A 17843-nucleotide genomic window follows, 5' to 3' on the forward strand; every position below is an offset into this window, starting at 1 on the left:
CCGACCTCACCCTCGGGCTATTACAACCGCAGCTCTGACAGGTGCGGCGCGCACAACGGCAACCTCGTACGATTCCCTCATGACGGACATTGTGAAGCTCACGCGGTTCATCGGGTATCGCGACTCCGAGCAGTATCTCTACATGGAGATGGACATGCCTTATTCCGATGGGGAGGCAGCGGAATGGGTCGTCGAAGTACTGTCAGCCAACCGGTTCCAGCCGTGGCGACGCTTCGATGGCATCGCTGAACCGGGTGTCGTCTCGTATGTCGCGAACCCTAGCTGCGACGAGACGGAACTCATCGCTGGAGGTTTCGCGGACTGTCGTCGCGTAATCCACCCGGACACGGTGCTGTGACCGATTAGCTCGCGGCCGCCGCGAGCATCTCCCGGAGGCCAGGGAACTCGGCATTGTCCGCGAGAACCCTCTCGTAGTCCTTCCGCGCCATCGCCTTCTTCCCTTCCGCAAGGTACGTGTGCCCGCGGGCAACGAGGGCAAGATGGCGCAACTCGGATGGCCGGGACCGGATGCGCAGGGCTTCTTTCAGCGACTCACGCGCCGCTTCGAAGTAGCCCTGCTCTCGCAGGGCCGTCCCCCGCTGGATAAGGAGGAACGTCGCGGCGATGTCGTCATTGGTGAGTCCGTTGGTGATGTCGACGATATCCGCCCACCGGCCTGCCTCGCCATAGAGCTCAGCGAGCGACACGGCGGCGACCGTCGTCGGCTCGAGCGACTCAACGACAGCGATAGCGCGAGTCACGTTGCCGGACGTCTGCTCGAGTTCTGCAACGAACAGCCCCATCGCCTGACGGTCCCACCGCATGTCCGCGGTGATGCCGGTCGCGACCGGGATACTGATCTCCGCCGCCTCGAGGTACTTCGAGATGAAAGGATCCGTGGACGGGTCGTACCCGATGTCGAACAGCCACCCGAGCAGAACACGACCACGCTCCGCGTCGGCGCTCGGCCCCACAACGCGAAGGACCTCCACCATCGCCGCCGTCGGAGCAACCGACGGATTCTGCTGACCGATGCCGTGGATGACAGAGGCGTCTGGCACGCCCTGGATCTGCTTGAACAGCTGCTTCTCCCACGCCGGTGCGGTCAAGCCGGGCTTAACCGTTTTCGGCTTCGGCGGCTGAACAGGTCGAGGCTGCTGCGCCGCTCGTGCCGATGACGAGCTCCGCCTTCCCGACGTGGTCGTCGACGTGTGAGAAATCCCGGTTCCCGGGATCCCCACGGTGCGTGTCGTCCGCCCGTTCGTGTTCACGCTGACCCGGGCTCCGCGCACGCCCGCCGACAGCCCGAGGTTCTTGTGCGAGACGTTCAGGCGCACGCCCGGCGCGATCTTGATGGACTTTCTTACTTTGAAACCCACGATGTGCCTCACTGGTCAGATTCGACGCCTGCTTCTCAGACGCACCCTAGTAGGCGAAGTACTGCGGACCTACGAACCCGCGGGAGCCAGCGGTGCACACGCAGCACTGCCTGGCTAGACGACAGGGATCTCAGCCTTCCACACGTCCGGGGTACCGACGTTGTAACCCTCCAGATAGATGGTTCCACCGAACGGTGCCTGAGGAAAAGCGAGGACGACGTAGCCCGTGACGCCTGCGGGCAGAGACTGACGAGGAGCGGAAAAGCTTTGCGCCGCGTAGGCGATGCCGTCACTCGCGACGAACTGAGCCTGATAGGGCATCATGAAGTCGATCCCTGCGCTGCCAGCGGTCACGGTGAGCACCGCGTGCATCTCTCCACCGTTGGTCTTGTACGCGGAAGTCAGCGTCACGGTATTCCCGGCAATGGCACCGGAGAAGTCCGAGCTCCAGAGGAGGCTGGGGAGCTCTCCGCTGGGAGTCGTCCAGGAGGTCACCAAACCGTTGTCGTCGTACTCAAAGTCCGTCCACGTGAAGGACCTGCCGTCTGGGTACTTCGCGGTGGCTGTGCCGTCCTTGAATTCGAGCGTCGGCTGGTCAGCAGCGACCGGCTGGGCGAAGTCGCCATTCGCCTTCGACGCCGTGTCTGTTGCCTTCTGATGGGCGACGTATTTCGCCGCAGCCGATCCAGGCGCGACCATCGCTTCGGTCGTCGCGAACGTGTTGGCGTAGACCGCGGTCACGAACTCGCGCATCACCTTGTCGGCGTCAACCGCTTCTGTGCTCGCCGTGGGAGTTGCGGAAGCATCTGGCGATGCCGGCGTAACCGCCGAGCATCCTGAGAATGCCAGCACCCCCGCCACTGCCAGCGATGCGGCGACCAGCCGCAGGTGTGCAAACTTCGAAGGCATGCCTGTGTCCTCTGTGTAAGCGGCGAGACCTCAGTCCCCACCAACTGTTATCAGCAGCAGCTGGCCGACACCAACACTGCCCAACGCCCAGGAGCTAAATCCCAATTCCAGCCCCTGGGCACGAGTATAGGGAACTCACAGATAATCCATCTTGTAGCCGCTGCTGGTTCCGTGATCTTCAGCTCGCATCAACGCAAGGCCCGGCCTCATCCGAGGTGCTCGCGCACGGGTCTCGAAGAATGCCCGGGCCACCTTGTTGCAGGGTTTCCATCGGCAGTTCCAGAACGTGAAGCCGCTCGGTGTTCCATGCGCCGCCTCCGGCACGCCCTCGGCGAGTCTCCTCGCATATTGTGGTCCCACTACGGATGGCCGGTGTCGTGATCCATCAGTTCCCGTAGGGATCGGTCCGCTTGCGCTGGGAGGGTGCAGTCGATCTGAGATGCGGGGTGCGCGCCACTCACGCCTCCTGCAACTTAACTATGCAATCTGTCCGAGGCCCTGTAGTGCTCGGCGCTCGCTGGCTCGGACCATCCGGATATCGTGAACCAGTGACCCTTTCCTTGCATCCGCTCATCGGAAATCTCATCAACCTGAATCGTCACGACGCGAACGCTCGAATTGACGAGTGGCTAGGCACGAAACCGAACATCGAGGACCTGCGGTATGTGTCCCAGTTCCTCCAGAACCGGGAGCGAAGCAACGGGAATCAGGTGCGCGTCGGAATGGCCGCCCTGTACGTCGCTCTCCTCAGCTTCGGAGCAGCCTTCTTTGCTGGCTTCTCCACGACCGAGACTGCGGTGCCGATGCTGCAACTGTTTGCCGTCGTTTTCGGTGCGGGAAGTCTAGGACTGATTTACACGCTCGTGATGATGCTCGTAGAGGTTGTGCAATCGAAGAACGATGCCAAGCTACTTGCCCGCGTGCAGCTGACCCTCGAGCTCTCTCGCCGGAAAGCGCCAGAGTCCACCAAGTGGTCCCGATCCAGTGCGCAGCGAATGTTTCGCGGGCGCTCCGTCACAGTAAAGATCATCAACGTTTGACCTCTTGCGCGCAGCCACGCCGAGAATTCAGGACGGATCGACCATCACTCGGACTCCCCAGCGATGGTTATGCAACGGCGGCGCTGCTTTCTCAAGCTGCCGCACACACCACAACTAGCCGGCTTCCCGCAGAAAGTCGCTAGTTCAAAGAACTGCGCATCTCATTAGAGGACCCGCTGCATCCGGACACGACTTGTGCGGCGGCTCTCGAGCTGGTCGATATCCGATCTGTCCATCCGGGTAGCGGAGCGCGAGTCAATGGAGATATCCGCTGAACTGGTGCGTTCCACCACGAACGTGATTTCGCTTTCCATCAGGCAGAACGACCTCTGCCGGGGACCGCTCTGGTAGTGACACGTCGAGGACTATCCGCGGTGTAGAGCTGGATATTCAGGTGTCCAATACTCACTCCACGAGCAGCGCGGGCTCCTCCAGCACGGATGCCACGTCGGCGATGAACCGGCTCATGCCGTCGCCGTCGATCACGCGGTGGTCGAACGATCCCGCGACGGTCGTGACCCAGCGGGGGCGCACCTCGCCGTCGACGACCCACGGCTTCTGGCTGATCGTGCCCATCGCCACGATTCCCGCCTCGCCGGGGTTGATGATCGGCGTGCCGGCATCCATCCCGAAGACGCCGATGTTGGTGATCGTGATCGTGCCGCCCTGCTGGTCGGCGGGGCTCGTCTTGCCCTCACGCGCCGTCAGGGTGAGGCGGTTCAGTGCACGGGCGAGGTCCTTCATGCTGAGGTCCTGCGCGTCCTTGATGTTCGGCACGAGCAGCCCGCGGGGCGTGGCCGCGGCGATGCCGAGGTTCACGTAGTGGCGCACGGCGATCTCGGCGCCGCCCTCGGTCTCGATCCATGCCGCGTTCACCATCGGCGTGCGACGCGCGGCCCAGATGACGGCGCGGGCCATGATGAGCAGCGGTGAGACGCGGATGTCGGCGTAGTCGGGCGACGCCTTGAGCCGCTTGACGAGCTCCATCGTGCGGCTGGCGTCGATCTCCTTCCACACGGTGACGTGCGGGGCCGAGTACGCGCTCTGCACCATCGCCGACGACGTCGCCTTGCGCACGCCCTTCACGGGGATCGATTCGGTGCGGTCGTCGGAGGCCGACGAGGATGCCGTCGCCGGGGCCAGCCCGCGGGCGAGCCCGGCCGTGGCGTTCTGCGGCGCCGGCACGGTCTCCTCCCGCACGGCACCCCACTCGGGCGTCTCGATGTTGCGGAAGACGCTCGCCTGCGAGGCGTGGGTCATGACATCGTCGCGGGTGACCTCGCCGTCGGCGCCGGTGGGAGTCACGGTCGTGAGGTCGACGCCCAGGTCGCGCGCGAGCTTGCGGATCGGAGGCTTCGCGATCACGCCGACCGACGAGCGCACCGGGCGCTCGGCCGGACGCTTGCGGCGCGAGGTGGCGCCCCCGCCGGAGCCGTAGCCGACGAGCACAGACCCGCCGCCCTCTTCGGGCGCGGGGGCCTCGGCGGTGGTGACGACGCCGGGGCCGGCGTCATCGCGCGCATCCGTCACGAAGGTGATGATCGGCGAACCGACCTCGACCGTCGTGCCTTCGGCGGCGAGCAGCTCGCCGACGACACCGGCGTGCGGCGACGGCAGCTCGACGAGCGACTTGGCCGTCTCGATCTCGCAGATGACGTCGTTGATCGCGACGGTGTCACCGGGCGCGACCTTCCACGCCACGATCTCGGCCTCGGTCAGGCCCTCGCCCACATCGGGGAGGTTGAAGTTCTGCGTGCTCATTTCGGTCCTTTCGGAACGGCGAGATCAGGGGAGGTCAGTAAGCCAGGGAACGGTCGACGGCCTCGAGGATGCGGTCGGCATCCGGGAGGTAGGAACCCTCGAGCTTCGCGGGAGGGAAGGGGGTGTCGTAGCCCGAGACGCGCAGCACCGGGGCCTCGAGCGCGTAGAAGGCACGCTCCATGACAGTCGCCGCGACCTCGCTGCCGATGCTCGTGAAGCCCTGGGCCTCCTGCGCGTAGACCATGCGGCCGGTCTTGCGCACCGAGTTGAGGATGGGCTCGTAGTCGATGGGCGACAGCGAGCGCACGTCGACGACCTCGCAGCTGGTGCCCTCGGACTCGGCGAGCGCCGCCGCCTGCAGCAGCGTCGTCACCATGGCGCCGTGTCCGACGAGCGTGACGTCGGATCCGGTGCGCACGACCCGCGACGAGTGCAGCGGGGCGGCGGATGCGTCGAGTTCGACCTCGCCCTTGGTCCAGTAGCGGCTCTTCGGCTCCATGAAGATCACGGGGTCGTTCGAGGCGATCGCCTCCTGGATCATCCAGTACGCGTCGTTCGGCGTCGACGGCGAGACCACGCGCAGGCCCGGGGTGTGCGCGAAGTACGCCTCGGGGCTCTCCTGATGGTGCTCGACGGCGCCGATGTGTCCGCCGTACGGGATGCGGATGACGATGGGCAGGCTCAGCGCGCCCTCGTGCCGGTTCGTGAGCTTGGCGAGCTGCGTCGTGATCTGGTCGAACGCGGGGAACACGAACCCGTCGAACTGGATCTCGATGACGGGCCGGAACCCGGTCATCGTGAGTCCGATCGCGGTGCCGACGATGCCCGACTCGGCGAGCGGGGTGTCGAGCACGCGCCGGTCGCCGAAGTCTCGCTGCAGGTGCTCGGTCACGCGGAAGACACCGCCGAGCTTGCCGATGTCCTCGCCCATGAGCAGGACCTTCGGCTCGTTCTCCATGGCCTTGCGCAGGCCCGCGTTGAGCGCCTTGCTGAACGGCATGGTCTCGAGAGTCATGTCAGTTGCCTCCCTCGAACGATGCCTCGTAGCGCGCGTGCCACGCCTTCTGCTCCGCGACCAGCGGGTGCGGCTCGCTGTAGACGTGGTCGAACATCTTGTCGATCGACGGCGGTCCGAGCTCGACCGTCCGGGCACGGAGGTCCTCTGCGGCGTCCGCCGCCTCGGCCTCGACGTCGGCGAAGAAGTGCCCCGCCGCTCCCCGGTTCTCGAGGAACGCCCGCATCCGATCGATCGGGTCGCGCTCGGCCCACGACTGCTCCTCGTCGGAGCCGCGGTACTTGGTGGGGTCGTCGCTCGTGGTGTGCGCGCCGAGACGGTAGGTCACGGCTTCGATGGCGCGGGGCCCCTGGCCGCTGCGCGCCTCATCGAGGGCGGTGCGCGAGACGGCGTAGCTGGCGAGCACGTCGTTGCCGTCGACGCGGACACTGGGGATGCCGTAGCCGGCGCTGCGCTCGACGAGCGGCACCCGCGACTGGGTCTCCACCGGAACCGAGATCGCCCAGTGGTTGTTCTGCAGGAAGAACACGGTCGGAGCCTGGTAGCTGGCGGCGAAGACCATCGCCTCGTGCACGTCTCCCTGGCTCGATGCACCGTCGCCGTAGTAGACGATGACCGCTTCGTCCCTGTCGAGGTCGCCGGTTCCGCTGCGTGCGTCGAAGTTCAGCCCCATGGCGTAGCCGGCGGCGTGCAGGGTCTGCGAGCCGAGCACGAGCGTGTAGAGACGGGTGTTGCCGTTCTTCGGGTCGGTCGGATCCCAGCCGCCGTGCGAGACGCCGCGCATGAGCTTGATGATGTCGAGCGGGTCGACGCCGCGGATGCGGGTGACGGCGTGCTCGCGGTACGAGGGGAAGATCGTGTCCTGCGCGCGGGCGGCGCGGCCCGAGCCGACCTGGGCCGCCTCCTGGCCACGGCTCGGCGGCCACAGGGCGAGCTGCCCCTGGCGCTGCAGGTTGGTCGCCTGGGTGTCGATCGCGCGGATGATCACCATGTCGCGGTAGAACTGCTCGAGCTCCGCATCGCTGATCGCCTCGATCAGCGGCAGGTACTTCTCGGCAGCCGGACTCGGCGCGAAGCGGCCGTCCTTCTCCAGGACGCGGACGAGTTCAGTCTCTGACGAGGTCACCTGTCCACGCTATCCGAGGTTTCGCGCCTAGCGATGGAGACTCCGCACAACGGATCCGGAAACCTGTAGGACCTTGTCCACCGATTCATGCTCCCCGACGGATATACGGATGCCGTCGCCGGGGAAGGGCCGCACGATCAGATCGCCCGCGACGAACGCCGCAGCGACCTCGTCGGTGCGCTCGCCCGTCGGCAGCCAGACGAAGTTGGCCTGCGCGTCGGGCACGTCCCATCCCTGCGCGCGCAGCCCCTCGACCAGCCGGGTGCGACGTTCGACGATCACCGCGACGCGTTCGAGCAGCTCCGCCTCGGCGTCGAGGCTCGCGATGGCGGCGTTCTCGGCAGCCGACGTGACGGAGAGGGGGATTCCTGTGGTGCGTGCCGCGTCGAGGACCTTCTCGTGGCCGATGGCGTAGCCGATGCGGAGCCCGGCGAGGCCGTAGGCCTTCGAGAAGGTGCGCAGCACCACCACGTTCGGATGCCGTTCGAAGACGCGCTCGGCGAGACCGTCGACCGCGCCGGGGGCGGTCACGAACTCGGCGTAGGCCTCGTCGAGGACGATGAGCACGTCGGAGGGCACCCGCTCGACGAAGGTCGCGAACTCGTCGCTCGTGATGATCGGACCGGTCGGGTTGTTCGGCGTGCACAGGATGATCGCGCGGGTGCGGTCGGTCACGGCGTCCGCCATCGCGTCGAGGTCGTGACGCGAGTCCGCGGTCAGGGGCACCTGCACCCCCGTGGCGCCGGCGACGAGCGGCAGGCTCGGGTACGCCTCGAACGAGCGCCACGCGTAGACGACCTCGTCGCCGACGGATGCCGTCGCGAGGATCAGCTGGTGCAGGATCGACACGCTGCCCGCGGCGACGTGCACCTGATCGGGCTCGACGGCGTACCGCGCGCCCAGCCGCGCCCGCAGGCGACCGGCCGTCGCATCCGGGTACCGGTTGATGGGGGTCGTGTGCTGCAGCGCCGCGGCGACCGACGGCAGCGGCTCGAACGGGTTCTCGTTGCTCGACAGCTTGAAGGCGTCGGGGCCGGCCTGCTTGCCCTGGCGATACGGCGCGAGGGCGGCGATGGCGGGGCGGATGCGCGGCAGGATCGGATCGGTCACAAGGATGAGTCTAAGGATTCCGCTCTGACATCGCCCCGACCGCATGGGAGACTGGCCTGACCGTGCGCTTCATCATCCGAGTCGTCGTCAACGCGTTCGCCCTGTGGGTCGTGACGCTGATCCCCGCCCTGCAGGTGCAGATCAAGGCGTTCGCGCCCGGCGAGACCCTGCAGCTCGTGCTCACCCTGCTCGCGGTCGCCGCGATCTTCGCCCTGGTCAACACGATCATCGGCACCGTCGTGAAGATCGTGGCCTTCCCGCTGTACATCCTCACGCTCGGGCTCATCGGGTTCGTCATCAACGGCTTCCTGCTGTGGCTGACGGCCTGGATCACGAGCGGCTTCGGGTGGGGGCTGACGGTCGGCGACTTCTGGTGGGGCGTCCTCGCGGCCCTCATCATCTCGCTGATCAACGGCGTCTTCGGATTCATCCTGCGACCGCAGCGGAAGAGGCCTCGCGACTGATCTCCGCATCGGTCGAGGCGTCGGCCGCGGCATCGCTCGGCGCCTCCGTCACGCGCTCGGCGTGGAACTCGGTCCGCTCGATCGTGTCGGCCCGATCGAGCTCCTCCCAGAATCCGTCGAGCTCCTCGACGCGCGGGTCTCCTGACGCATCCGCCATCTCCGCCGTCTCCGTGTACGACTCGAGCATGTGCTGGCCGAGCACGATGTCGCCGATGCTGGCACCCGGATCAGCCTGACGCGACACCGTGATGCTGTCGGGAGACCCCGTGCCCTCGGGGGATCCCCCTCCGCTGAGCGCGGGAACGGGATCGTCGGTGTGCCGGAGCTGCACGAGCGTCTGGTCGTCGTCGAGGGTCGGCTCGACCGGGCTGCCCGCCGTGATCTGCACCTTCACATCGAACTCGCTCTCCATCGAGAGATGCGCCGTCACCATGCCTGCCTGAGAGTGGGCGACGACGTCGACCTCATCACCCGGCTGCGCACCCGCCGCCCTGAGCGCGTCGATCGTCGCCTGATACGACGCCGACCTCTGCTGCGTGTAGAGCTCGGCGTTCGACTTCATGTCCCACGGCTGCTCGCCGCCGAACCCGATGCTCTGGGTGCCCTTGATGTAGGCGACGAACTTCGTGCTGCCGTCGGCGTACGTGTATTTCTCGACCGCGACCTGCGCCCCGTCGGCGGTCGGCATCCGCTTCAATGCCGCGGCGAGGCTCCCCGGCGCGGAGGAGGGCGTCGACGTCTTCACCGGCGCCACGGTCACCGGGTCGCTCGTGCCGGTCAGCGTCTCGCCGGGAGCCACCTTTCCCCACCCCGAGAAGGCGCCGGCGGCCGCCGCGGCCGCGAAGACCGGCCCGTACACACCCGGCAGGAAGGGCGCAGGGAGCAGCCCCTCGAACCGCTCGCTCTTCCACTGCGCCTCGAGCATCTCCGCCATGTCGGGGATGCGCTCGTCGCGCGCGGCGAGGCGATCGGCCCGGAGGTCGAGCCGGCGGGCCGTGGCCGGATCCGTGCGCTCGAGCATCTCCGCCTCGGCCCTCAGCTCGACGTACTCGTAGACGTCGGCCATGAGTCGCGTGCTCGCGGTGGTCTCCTGGCATTCGGTGCGAAGGCGAGACACGCGCGTGCCCGATGACCACAGTGCGACGGTGTCGACGTACGCGCTGAACCCCGGCGCATCGACGATCACGCGGTAGGCCCGCGCGATCGCGTCCTGCGCATCGTCGAAGCGTGAGGCGACGGCCTCCATCCGCCGTGCCACCTCGCGCAGCACGTCGGGATCGACCGAGACCACCCCGCCATGATCGATGTCGATCCCGCTCACGACAGATCGATCCCTGCCACCTCGCGCACGCGCCCCTGCGTGTCGGTCGACTCGACGTGCGTGCGACGCCCGTAGTCGGCCAGGGCATCGTGCATCGCGCGGATCCCGTCCGACTGCCACGTCGTGTCTGCGGCGAGTCCTCTCAGCGATGCCCGCGCATCGTCGAGCGCGTCGACGGCCGTGCGGAGATCACGGGCCGCCTGGTTCTTCGCCCATTCGGCCTCGGCCGCGGACATCTGCGTCAGTGCGATGGAGTTCATGCGCCCAGCATCCGCGAACCGCGACGCCTCTCGCGGAGGACGATGCCCCGATTCCCAGACCGCGTGAGCGTCTCCCCCGGTGCGAGCGCATGTGCAGAACGGGTCGGCGCGGCGCCGCGCGAGAGATTCCCGCATCGCGCGATCCGCCCTCGACCGGCACAATGGAACAGTGCCATCCCCGGATCCCTTTCGCGTGATCTTCGTCTGCACGGGGAACATCTGCCGCTCCCCCATGGCGGAGGTCGTCTTCCGCGATCTCGCCGAGCGTCAGGGACTCGGCTCGCGCATCGTCTCGCGCAGCGCCGGCACCGGCGACTGGCACCTCGGCGAACAGGCCGACCACCGCACGCTCGACTCCCTCGCACGCCGCGGCTACGACGGCTCCCTGCACCGGGCCAAGCAGTTCACGTTCGCCTCCTTCGCCGACAACGACCTCATCGTCGCGCTCGATCGCACGCACGAGCGCAACCTGCGCGAGTGGGCGCGCGACGAGGACGAGGAGGGCAAGGTCACTCTGCTGCTCGCCTTCGACCCCGCCGCGTCGACGCAGGACGTGCCCGACCCGTACTACGCGGGCCCCGAGATGTTCGATTCGGTGCTCGGTATGATTGAGGCGGCGACCCGCGGGTTGTTCCGCCAGCTCGAACCGGCCCTTCGCCAGCCCCGCACGCCCCGTGATCTCGGGGCCTGATCAGGAGGAATCCCCTGACTTTCCAGCCCTCGCTCCCGCCGCAGCCCCTGAGCCCGCTCGACGGCCGCTACCGCGGCGCCGTCACCGGACTCGCCGACTTCCTCTCGGAGGCGGGCCTCAACCGCGCTCGCGTCGAGGTGGAGGTGGAGTGGCTGATCGCCCTCACCGACCGCTCGCTGTTCGAGACCAGCCCGCTCTCGGACGCCGACAAGGAGCGCCTGCGCGCCCTCTACCGCGACTTCGGTCAGGCCGAGATCGACTGGCTCGCCGAGAAGGAGGCGGTGACCCAGCACGACGTCAAGGCCATCGAGTACCTGGTGCGCGACCGTCTGTCGACGCTGGGTCTCGACGCGATCGCCGAGCTCACGCACTTCGCCTGCACGAGTGAGGACATCAACTCCGCGTCGTACGCGCTCACCGTCAAGCGCGCGGTCGAAGAGGTCTGGCTGCCCGCCCTCGACGTCGTGATCGCGAAGCTGCGCGAACTGGCGGCCGAGCATGCCGACGCCGCGATGCTCTCGCGCACGCACGGACAGCCCGCGACGCCGTCGACCATGGGCAAGGAGCTCGCGGTCTTCGCCTGGCGTCTCGAGCGCGTACGCGCTCAGATCGCGGCCTCCGACTACCTCGCCAAGTTCTCGGGCGCGACCGGCACCTGGTCGGCGCACCTCGCGGCAGATCCCGACGCCGACTGGCCCACCATCTCGCGCGAGTACATCGAGGGCCTCGGCCTCGGCTTCAACCTGCTGACCACGCAGATCGAGTCGCACGACTGGCAGGTCGAGCTGTACGACCGCGTCCGTCACGCCGGCGGCATCCTGCACAACCTCGCGACCGACATCTGGACCTACATCTCGCTCGGCTACTTCGCGCAGATCCCCGTCGCCGGTGCGACCGGATCGTCGACCATGCCGCACAAGATCAACCCGATCCGCTTCGAGAACGCCGAGGCGAACCTCGAGATCTCCGGCGCTCTGCTCGCCTCGCTCGGCCAGACCCTGGTGACGAGCCGCCTGCAGCGCGACCTCACCGACTCGACGACGCAGCGCAACATCGGCGTCGCCTTCGGGCACTCGCTGCTCGCGATCGACAACCTGCGTCGCGGCCTCAACGCGATCTCGCTCTCGCGCGACGTGCTTCTGGCCGACCTCGACGTGAACTGGGAGGTGCTCGCCGAGGCGATCCAGACCGTCATCCGCGCCGAGGTGGTCGCCGGTCGCTCGTCGATCACCGACCCCTACGCGCTGCTGAAGGAGCTCACCCGCGGCCACCGCGTGGGCGCGGCGGATCTGGCGGCGTTCGTCGAGGGGCTCGAGATCGGGGACGCGGCGAAGCAGCGTCTGCTCGCCCTGACCCCCGCGACCTACACGGGCATCGCCGAGCAGCTCGCGACGTAGCTCACCGAGCATCCCGCGGACCGTGCGGGGTCGGAAAGGCACCCGGATTCACCGAATCCGGAGCGTTTCCGGCCCCGCATCTTCGTGTGCGGGGCACCCGACGGCGAGACGGGCGACAGGCTCAGGACGAGGTCGTGCGGCCCGACGTGCCCGCGTCCGGCTCGTCCGGCGTCTCGGGGTCGTAGAGCACGGGGCGGTCGACCGTCTTGGTGACGTCGGCCGGGTCGACGACGAGGATCAGCATCGCGAGGATCAGCAGCGTCACGATGAACGCCCCGCCGCCCACGACCAGGCCGAGCGCGATCGGCGTCAGACCGTCGTAGGTGCCGTTCGCGATCGCCGCGTTCACGCGCGACGTGAAGGCGCCGGTGGACACGAGGGTCACGACGGCGGCGAAGATGCCGCAGGCCAGCGCGATGCCGAGCAGGTGCAGCGGGCGCAGGATGTCTTTCCGGGTGGGCTTCTCGTCGCTCATCGGTCTCCTCCGTGGTCGACGGGCGCGGGGCTCACGTCATTGGCGGCGACGACGACGGCGTCCGCGTGCTTCGGGGTCAGTCCGGCGATGCCGAGGAAGACCGCGACGATCGCCGCGTATCCGCCGAACATGCCGACCCCGAGGATGATGCCGGTGAGCACGAAGTCGCCTGCGCCCTCGATGGCGTAGGGCTGTACGAAGCCGGCGGGGATCGCGATCAGCACCACCGCGAGCAGCAGCCCGAGGGCGCCGACGGTGATGGAGTCGCGTGCGGTGATGTCACCCGCACGGCGTGCGCGCAGACCCACGATCAGCTCGACGAGCCCGGTCGAGGCAGCCCACGCGATCACGACGACGAAGAAGATGTCGTCCGTGCGCCAGGCCGGAACGCCCGCGATCATCCCCGCGGCGAAGCCGAGCAGCGCCAGGACGACCGACGGCCAGCGCTGCCCCGCAGGGAAGACGAGCCAGACGGCGACGATCATGACCAGTGCGGTCGTCAGCACGAAGCCGCTGAAGACCGAGAGACCGACGGCCGCCGAGTGGTCGGGCGAGAACGTGATCATCACAGCGGCGGCGGCCGCGAAGAGCGCGCGCAGCAGCTGGACGTGACGCGCGGTGAACGCGCGGGCAGGGGCAGACATGACGATCCAGAGTCCTCCGGGGTGTTCCCCCCAGTCTACGCGGGGGCGCTGAGTGGATGCCGACGCGGAGGAGATGTTCGCGGGGCCCGACGGACCTCCCCAGATCGATCGTCAGGCCCCGCGACAGAACGCAGCGACGGGGGCGGCACTGCGTCGGGTCGCAACCGCTCACAAGGTCGGGCACCCTGCTTGCGGCGGTACAACCCTTGGACCCCAGAAACAGCGCCCCGTCCCCTACGGGATGCCGGTGTGGTCGTAAGCTCACTCTAGAGCTCGTTTCTTCACATACCGGAGGGGTGCTGTGACGAGTATGGACAGCGGGATCCGGAGGGCGGCCGACGCCTTCGCCGGTTCCTTCCGCGATGCCATCAATGCCCGCGGCCTCACGCTCGCCCGGCTCCACGAGCTCCTCCGCGTCCGCGGCAACAGCGTCTCGATGGCCACGCTCAGCTACTGGCGGTCGGGCGCCCGACGCCCGGAGGGCGTGCAGTCCATGGCGGCGCTCAGCGACATCGAGGAGCTGCTGGGCCTGGAACGCGGCGCGTTGACGACCCTGCTCGGAGCGACGAACCGCACCGGGCCGCTGGGCCCGAACCAGTTCCCCCTCGACGAGGAAGAGCTCGAGCTCGCCGTGAAAGAGGCGTTCGCCGCTCTGGGCGCCGAGTACCCCGACACCTCCCGCGAGCTGACCACGCACTCGGTGACCGATGTCGACGAGGCGGGCAACGTGTACCGCTCACTCACGCGCAGCATCGTGCAGTCCACGGTCGGCACCGTCGACGCGATCCCCTTCCTCGAGCTCACCCCCGGCGAGAGCACGCCGGCGCCGATGATCGAGGCGGTCTCGGGCGGACGCATCGCGGCGCGCTACTCGCACCCGAACGGCGAGGTCCACGGCGTCCTGTTCGAGCTCGAGGTGCCGCTGACCGCGCCCGAGACGGCGATGGTCGAGTGGTCTGTCGAGTACCCGCCCGGCTACCCGCCGCAGCGGGAGACCGGCCACGCGCTCGCCCGACAGAGCCGGGAGCTGCTCGTCTGGACGCGGTTCCACCCCGATGCGCTTCCCGACCGCATCGAAGAGCGCGTCGAGACGCCGAACGGCGCCGAGACCACGATCCTCGATCTCGGCGGGCGCACCTCGATCCATCAGGTGCGCCGGGCGTTCGGCCCTGGCGCTCTCGGGATCAGCTGGAGCTACGACGACGGTCGCTGAGCGCGCCGCCTGAGCGTCATCCGGGCTGGTCGCCGACCGCCACAGGGCGGCCGGGCGTGTTCGACCACTGGCTCCACGAACCGGGGAAGACCCGGGCGCTGATCCCGATCTCGTCGAGCACCAGCGCGGTGTGCGCCGCGGTGACCCCCGATCCGCAGTATGCGGCGACCGGCGTACCCTCGGTCACCCCGATGCCCGCGAAGGTCGCCTGCAGGGTGTGCGTGTCGAGGATCTTCCCCTGCGGATCGAGGTGGGCCGCCATCGGCAGGTTCACCGCGCCGGGGATGTGCCCCGCGATGGGGTCGTACGGCTCGGTCTCGCCGCGGTAGCGGTCGGGCGCGCGTACATCCAGCAGAACACCGGATGCCGGGAACGCGGCAGCCTCGTCGATCGTGATCGCATCTCCGCCGATCTCGTCGAGCACGACGTCACCCGGCTCGGCGCGCACATCGTCGGTCTCGACCGGGAGTCCGGCCTCGACCCACGCCCGGATGCCGCCGTCGAGCACGCGCACGTCGACACCCCCTTGTCGCAGCAGCCACCAGGCGCGCGAGGCACTGAGGCCGTTGCTGTCGTCATAGGCCACGACGATGTCTCCCCGGCTGACACCCCACCGTCGAGCGGCTTCCTGCAGCGTCTGTGTCGAGGGCAGTGGATGCCGCCCCTCCGAGGGATCCCCGTGGGTGGACAGCTCGGTGTCGAGACGCACGTAGACGGCCCCGGGGATGTGCCCCTCGAGATAGTCGGCATGGCCGTCGGGGCGGTCCAGCCGCCAGCGCACGTCGATCACCCGCACCGTGTCGCCGCTCGTCAGAAGGTGGTCCAGGTCGGCGGCGCTCACGAAGTTGCTCATGAGGTGAGGCTATCGAGACCTCGTCCGACGTGCTCATCCGGTCACATCGCGTCGGCATGACGAGCGATGCGAGCGATTCGAAGAGGCGATGACGGCGGGACTAGGCTCGATCCGGCCTGTCGAGAAGGGACAGCACGTGCCCACTCGATTCCGCTGGATGCGGCTCCGCCCTCAAGAGATCGCGCTCATCGCCATCACGGCCGTCTGGGGAAGCACCTTCCTCCTCGTCCACTGGGCGATGGAGCATTCGGGGCCGTGGTTCTTCGTCGGCATCCGGTTCCTCGTGGCGGGGCTGATCAGCGTCGCCATCTTCCACCGCGCGCTGCGGGGCATCCGCTGGCGCGACGTCGGCGCCGGGGTCGCGATCGGCGTGATGATCTACCTCGGCTACGGCCTGCAGACCGTCGGGCTCCAGACGATCGACTCGAGCACGTCGGCGTTCATCACGGCCATGTACGTGCCCCTCGTACCTCTGGCCCAGTGGGCGGTGTTCCGCAAGCGCCCGCCGGCGATGGCCTTCGTGGGCGCGGGACTCGCGTTCATCGGGCTGATGCTGATCGCCGGACCCGCCGCGTTCACCCTCACCCTCGGAGCCGGCGAGATCGCGACCCTGATCAGCACCCTGCCGATCGCGGCGGAGATCATCCTGATCAGCGTGTTCGCAGGCAGGATCGACCTCGGCCGGATCACGATCATCCAGCTGCTCACGGCCGGCGCGCTCGGCATCCTCACGATGCCGATCGCCGGAGAGACCGTTCCGGAGTTCTCCTGGATCTGGGTGGGCTGCGCCGTCGGGCTCGGCGCCGCGAGCTGCCTGATCCAGCTGACGATGAACTGGGCGCAGAAGTCGGTGTCGCCCACCCGCGCGACGATCATCTACGCCGGGGAGCCGGTGTGGGCCGGAATCGTCGGGCGCATCGCCGGCGAGAGGCTGCCGCTGCTGGCGCTGATCGGCGGCGCACTCGTCGTGCTCGGCATCCTGGCCAGTGAGCTCAAGCTCGTGCGCCGCCGCGCGCCGGAATAGTCGGCGCCCTCGAGCAGCGCGAGGTGCTGCATGAAGCAGTCCCCGGCGGCACCGTGCCAGTGCTCCTCGCCCTGCGGTCGGGCTGACGGTGAGCCAGCTCAGACGGTGAGCAGCACCTTGGTGGCGCGACGCTCGTCCATGGCGCGGTACCCCTCGGCGGCCTCTTCGAGGGGAAGGGTGAGGTCGAAGACCTTGCCCGGGTCGATCGTGCGGTCCCAGATGAGCTGGATCAGCTCGGGGAGGAAGCGCCGCACCGGGGCGGGACCGCCGTGCAGATGCACCGCGGAGAAGAACAGCTCCTCGCCCGGCAGGGCGACGTCGTGCGAGACGCCGACGAAGCCGACGTGCCCGCCGGCCCTGGTCGCGCGGATCGCCTGCATCATCGACTCCTGCGTGCCGACGGCCTCGATCACCGAATGCGCGCCGAGGCCGTCGGTGAGCTCCTTGATGCGGGCCACGCCCTCGTCACCGCGCTCCTCGACGATGTCGGTCGCCCCGAACTCGCGGGCGAGCGCCTGACGGTCGGCGTGGCGGCTCATGGCGATGATCCGCTCAGCGCCGAGCTCCCGCGCGGCGAGGATGCCGAGCAGGCCCACTGCTCCGTCACCGACGACGGCGACGGTCTTGCCGGGACCGACCTCGGCGGCGACGGCGGCGAACCAGCCCGTGCCCAGCACGTCGGATGCCGCGAGAAGCGACGGGATCAGGTCGGCATCGGGCTGCCCCGGCGTCGCGACGAGGGTGCCGTCGGCGTGCGGGATCAGCGAGTACTCGGCCTGGGTGCCGAAGCGCCCCATCGGCACGACGTGCACGCACCGCGACTGGTACCCGGCCTGGCAGATCTCGCAGGTGTTGTCAGAGGCCATGAAGGATCCGACGACGAAATCGCCGACCTTCACGGTCTTCACGTCGGCACCGATCTCTTCGACGACGCCGACGTACTCGTGGCCCATCGGGTCGTGGTCGACCTCGTTCGCCCCGCGGTAGGGCCACAGATCGGATCCGCAGATGCAGGTCGCGGCGATCCGGATCACGGCATCGGTCGGACGGGTGATGGTCGGCTTCTCGCGGTCCTCGACGCGAACGTCGCCGGGCGCGTACATGACTACTCCACGCATGAGTGGTGCTCCTTCTGTGTTGTGCGTCCAGTCAACTCCCGAT

19 protein-coding genes are annotated in these 17843 nt (G+C 68.2%); 7 read left to right on the forward strand and 12 right to left on the reverse strand.

Annotated features, from left to right (window positions below):
• Nucleotides 1-79: 79 nt before the first annotated feature.
• Nucleotides 80-358, forward strand: a complete 279-nt coding sequence (locus HWD99_RS06850) for a hypothetical protein (RefSeq protein WP_241795487.1) — start codon at nt 80-82, stop codon at nt 356-358.
• Between the two features lie 4 nt (nt 359-362).
• Here HWD99_RS06850 and HWD99_RS06855 read toward each other — a convergent pair whose 3' ends face one another.
• Both HWD99_RS06855 and HWD99_RS06860 read right to left on the reverse strand, forming a co-directional pair.
• Nucleotides 363-1391 (reverse strand): DUF4236 domain-containing protein, encoded by a 1029-nt coding sequence (locus tag HWD99_RS06855; protein ID WP_241795488.1) that lies wholly within the window; start codon nt 1389-1391, stop codon nt 363-365.
• 102 nt (nt 1392-1493) lie between these two features.
• Complete coding sequence (locus HWD99_RS06860) at nt 1494-2288, reverse strand: hypothetical protein (protein ID WP_241795489.1); 795 nt, start codon at nt 2286-2288, stop codon at nt 1494-1496.
• A 548-nt stretch (nt 2289-2836) separates the two neighbouring features.
• Here HWD99_RS06860 and HWD99_RS06865 point away from each other — a divergent pair.
• The gene (locus HWD99_RS06865; RefSeq protein WP_241795490.1) at nt 2837-3328 is read left to right on the forward strand and encodes a hypothetical protein; all 492 of its coding nucleotides are present in this window, start codon (nt 2837-2839) and stop codon (nt 3326-3328) included.
• A 405-nt stretch (nt 3329-3733) separates the two neighbouring features.
• On the opposite strand, the gene HWD99_RS06870 is transcribed toward HWD99_RS06865, so the two are convergent.
• Genes HWD99_RS06870 through HWD99_RS06885 form a run of 4 tightly spaced genes read right to left on the reverse strand, consistent with a single transcriptional unit; the run spans nt 3734 to nt 8340 of the window.
• The gene (locus tag HWD99_RS06870; RefSeq protein ID WP_241795491.1) at nt 3734-5089 is read right to left on the reverse strand and encodes a dihydrolipoamide acetyltransferase family protein; all 1356 of its coding nucleotides are present in this window, start codon (nt 5087-5089) and stop codon (nt 3734-3736) included.
• Between the two features lie 34 nt (nt 5090-5123).
• On the reverse strand, nt 5124-6104 hold the full coding sequence (locus HWD99_RS06875) for an alpha-ketoacid dehydrogenase subunit beta (protein ID WP_241795492.1): 981 nt from the start codon (nt 6102-6104) through the stop codon (nt 5124-5126).
• A gap of 1 nt (nt 6105) precedes the next feature.
• A complete protein-coding gene (gene pdhA / locus HWD99_RS06880) occupies nt 6106-7230 on the reverse strand; it encodes a pyruvate dehydrogenase (acetyl-transferring) E1 component subunit alpha (protein ID WP_241795493.1) in 1125 nt (374 codons plus the stop codon).
• 27 nt (nt 7231-7257) lie between these two features.
• A complete protein-coding gene (locus HWD99_RS06885) occupies nt 7258-8340 on the reverse strand; it encodes a histidinol-phosphate transaminase (RefSeq protein ID WP_241795494.1) in 1083 nt (360 codons plus the stop codon).
• Between the two features lie 62 nt (nt 8341-8402).
• On the opposite strand from HWD99_RS06885, the gene HWD99_RS06890 reads away from it, so the two are divergent.
• Nucleotides 8403-8804, forward strand: a complete 402-nt coding sequence (locus HWD99_RS06890) for a phage holin family protein (protein WP_241795495.1) — start codon at nt 8403-8405, stop codon at nt 8802-8804.
• Here the strand turns inward: HWD99_RS06890 and HWD99_RS06895 are convergent.
• Both HWD99_RS06895 and HWD99_RS06900 read right to left on the reverse strand, forming a co-directional pair.
• Nucleotides 8767-10125 carry an ESX-1 secretion-associated protein gene (locus HWD99_RS06895; RefSeq protein WP_241795496.1) on the reverse strand — a complete coding sequence of 453 codons (1359 nt, stop codon included), beginning with the start codon at nt 10123-10125 and terminating at the stop codon, nt 8767-8769. The two genes, HWD99_RS06890 and HWD99_RS06895, sit on opposite strands and share 38 nt — an antisense overlap.
• Nucleotides 10122-10385 (reverse strand): hypothetical protein, encoded by a 264-nt coding sequence (locus HWD99_RS06900; protein ID WP_241795497.1) that lies wholly within the window; start codon nt 10383-10385, stop codon nt 10122-10124. The genes HWD99_RS06895 and HWD99_RS06900 overlap by 4 nt, the downstream gene beginning before the upstream one ends.
• A 169-nt stretch (nt 10386-10554) precedes the next feature.
• On the opposite strand from HWD99_RS06900, the gene HWD99_RS06905 reads away from it, so the two are divergent.
• Both HWD99_RS06905 and purB read left to right on the forward strand, forming a co-directional pair.
• Nucleotides 10555-11076 (forward strand): low molecular weight protein-tyrosine-phosphatase, encoded by a 522-nt coding sequence (locus tag HWD99_RS06905; protein WP_308220690.1) that lies wholly within the window; start codon nt 10555-10557, stop codon nt 11074-11076.
• A 14-nt stretch (nt 11077-11090) separates the two neighbouring features.
• Entirely contained in the window at nt 11091-12473 is a 1383-nt protein-coding gene (gene purB / locus HWD99_RS06910; RefSeq protein ID WP_241795827.1) for an adenylosuccinate lyase, read from the forward strand.
• Between the two features lie 121 nt (nt 12474-12594).
• Here the strand turns inward: purB and HWD99_RS06915 are convergent, their stop codons facing one another.
• Together HWD99_RS06915 and HWD99_RS06920 are read right to left on the reverse strand one after the other, a co-directional pair.
• Nucleotides 12595-12948 (reverse strand): hypothetical protein, encoded by a 354-nt coding sequence (locus HWD99_RS06915; protein WP_241795498.1) that lies wholly within the window; start codon nt 12946-12948, stop codon nt 12595-12597.
• Entirely contained in the window at nt 12945-13592 is a 648-nt protein-coding gene (locus HWD99_RS06920; protein WP_241795499.1) for an acyl-CoA synthetase, read from the reverse strand. Before HWD99_RS06920 ends, HWD99_RS06915 begins: the two co-directional genes overlap by 4 nt.
• Before the next feature lie 310 nt (nt 13593-13902).
• Between HWD99_RS06920 and HWD99_RS06925 the strand changes: the two genes are divergently transcribed.
• The gene (locus HWD99_RS06925; protein ID WP_241795828.1) at nt 13903-14805 is read left to right on the forward strand and encodes a hypothetical protein; all 903 of its coding nucleotides are present in this window, start codon (nt 13903-13905) and stop codon (nt 14803-14805) included.
• Between the two features lie 16 nt (nt 14806-14821).
• Here HWD99_RS06925 and HWD99_RS06930 read toward each other — a convergent pair whose 3' ends face one another.
• Nucleotides 14822-15658, reverse strand: coding sequence for a sulfurtransferase (locus tag HWD99_RS06930; RefSeq protein WP_241795500.1), 837 nt, complete (start codon nt 15656-15658; stop codon nt 14822-14824).
• A gap of 136 nt (nt 15659-15794) precedes the next feature.
• Here HWD99_RS06930 and HWD99_RS06935 point away from each other — a divergent pair, with 136 nt between their 5' ends.
• Nucleotides 15795-16682, forward strand: coding sequence for a DMT family transporter (locus tag HWD99_RS06935; RefSeq protein ID WP_241795501.1), 888 nt, complete (start codon nt 15795-15797; stop codon nt 16680-16682).
• 98 nt (nt 16683-16780) lie between these two features.
• Here the strand turns inward: HWD99_RS06935 and HWD99_RS06940 are convergent, their stop codons facing one another.
• Nucleotides 16781-17800: a zinc-dependent alcohol dehydrogenase family protein gene (locus HWD99_RS06940; RefSeq protein WP_241795502.1), complete on the reverse strand. Its 1020-nt coding sequence runs from the start codon at nt 17798-17800 to the stop codon at nt 16781-16783.
• Between the last annotated feature and the right edge of the window lie 43 nt (nt 17801-17843).

It is taken from the genome of Microbacterium sp. C5A9, from assembly GCF_022627955.1.
GTDB lineage: Bacteria > Actinomycetota > Actinomycetes > Actinomycetales > Microbacteriaceae > Microbacterium.

Coding starts and splice junctions, on each gene's coding strand:
- HWD99_RS06850 (WP_241795487.1), top strand. CDS start 80: ATGACGGACATTGTGAAGCTCACGCGGTTCATCGGGTATCGCGACTCC.
- HWD99_RS06860 (WP_241795489.1), bottom strand. CDS start 2,288: ATGCCTTCGAAGTTTGCACACCTGCGGCTGGTCGCCGCATCGCTGGCA.
- HWD99_RS06870 (WP_241795491.1), bottom strand. CDS start 5,089: ATGAGCACGCAGAACTTCAACCTCCCCGATGTGGGCGAGGGCCTGACC.
- HWD99_RS06875 (WP_241795492.1), bottom strand. CDS start 6,104: ATGACTCTCGAGACCATGCCGTTCAGCAAGGCGCTCAACGCGGGCCTG.
- HWD99_RS06900 (WP_241795497.1), bottom strand. CDS start 10,385: ATGAACTCCATCGCACTGACGCAGATGTCCGCGGCCGAGGCCGAATGG.
- HWD99_RS06915 (WP_241795498.1), bottom strand. CDS start 12,948: ATGAGCGACGAGAAGCCCACCCGGAAAGACATCCTGCGCCCGCTGCAC.
- HWD99_RS06920 (WP_241795499.1), bottom strand. CDS start 13,592: ATGTCTGCCCCTGCCCGCGCGTTCACCGCGCGTCACGTCCAGCTGCTG.
- HWD99_RS06925 (WP_241795828.1), top strand. CDS start 13,903: ATGGACAGCGGGATCCGGAGGGCGGCCGACGCCTTCGCCGGTTCCTTC.
- HWD99_RS06930 (WP_241795500.1), bottom strand. CDS start 15,658: ATGAGCAACTTCGTGAGCGCCGCCGACCTGGACCACCTTCTGACGAGC.
- HWD99_RS06940 (WP_241795502.1), bottom strand. CDS start 17,800: ATGCGTGGAGTAGTCATGTACGCGCCCGGCGACGTTCGCGTCGAGGAC.